The organism is Streptococcus sp. GMD4S (assembly GCF_000296955.1).
Map to the genome: position 1 here is coordinate 1 of NZ_AJRE01000279.1, position 1,023 is coordinate 1,023.

General features: G+C 38.0%; 1 protein-coding gene and 1 pseudogene. Both read right to left on the bottom strand.

From position 1 onward, the window contains the following. Nucleotides 1-40: 40 nt before the first annotated feature. Nucleotides 41-664, bottom strand: a complete 624-nt coding sequence (locus GMD4S_RS09345) for a hypothetical protein (protein ID WP_000825985.1) — start codon at nt 662-664, stop codon at nt 41-43. A gap of 140 nt (nt 665-804) precedes the next feature. After that, nucleotides 805-1,023, bottom strand: a pseudogene (locus tag GMD4S_RS09350) (elongation factor 4); the annotation flags it as partial.

Sequence of the window (1,023 nt, forward strand, 5' to 3'; positions counted from 1 at the left end):
AAAAAAATAAAAAGAAGACCAAGGATCTTCTTTTTTTCATTTATTCAGCTTTAGTAGTTGACCAGCTACTTTCAACCATCGGTAAGATTGTTTTTAAAGTTTCCCCATCCCCTTCAAGTGAAACATAGCGGATTTTACCATCATTTGATCGGAAAACCCAGGTAACGAGGTATTTCCCTGACTTAGCAATTGCATTGACAACATAGGCTTCATAGCCTCCAATGGTCGATTTGGAGCCCCAAACCTTACTGAAATCAGAGCTTTGTTCTTTGGAAGTTAAAATACTAGATGAGACATTCACAACATCCAGTTTAGCATATTCTTCTTCGCTGATATTGAACTGCTCAGCCTTGAAGGTATTCAGCGTAACAATGTTGATATCTGTTCCATCACTATACTGTATATCATTTCCACCTTCTACTTCATGGAATTGAACCCATGATTTGGGTACCTTGACAAAACCATATTCATTCGAACCGATGATTTGCGTCTCTTCCTTTTTCGCTTCAGAAACAGCAGAGCTAGAGCTACTTGTTTCCTGACTGCTAGAAGACCTAACAACCGCAGTCGAACTTTCTTCGGTTGCTGTTTGCGATTTATTGGAGCATGAAGCTAAAAAAGCACTAATAGTAACTACAGTACCTAAAATTAATAATCTTTTCATCCTACCACCTTTCCATCTGCATTATAAGAAAAATAAGGACTTCTGTCAAATTCTAACCTAATCGATTCAGTTAGTTTACGATTTTATAGCTCACATTTAAAGCAAAAACTCTTGAAAAATCTTCAAGAGTTTTTTTATTTCTATTCTTCATCCATGCTTAAGACGCTAAGGAAGGCTTCTTGTGGTACTTCTACTGATCCGATAGCTTTCATGCGTTTCTTACCAGCTTTTTGTTTTTCAAGGAGTTTGCGTTTACGCGAAACGTCACCACCATAACACTTGGCAAGTACGTTTTTACGAAGGGCCTTGATATCCGTACGAGCCACAATTTTGTGTCCAATAGCTGCTTGAATCGGCAC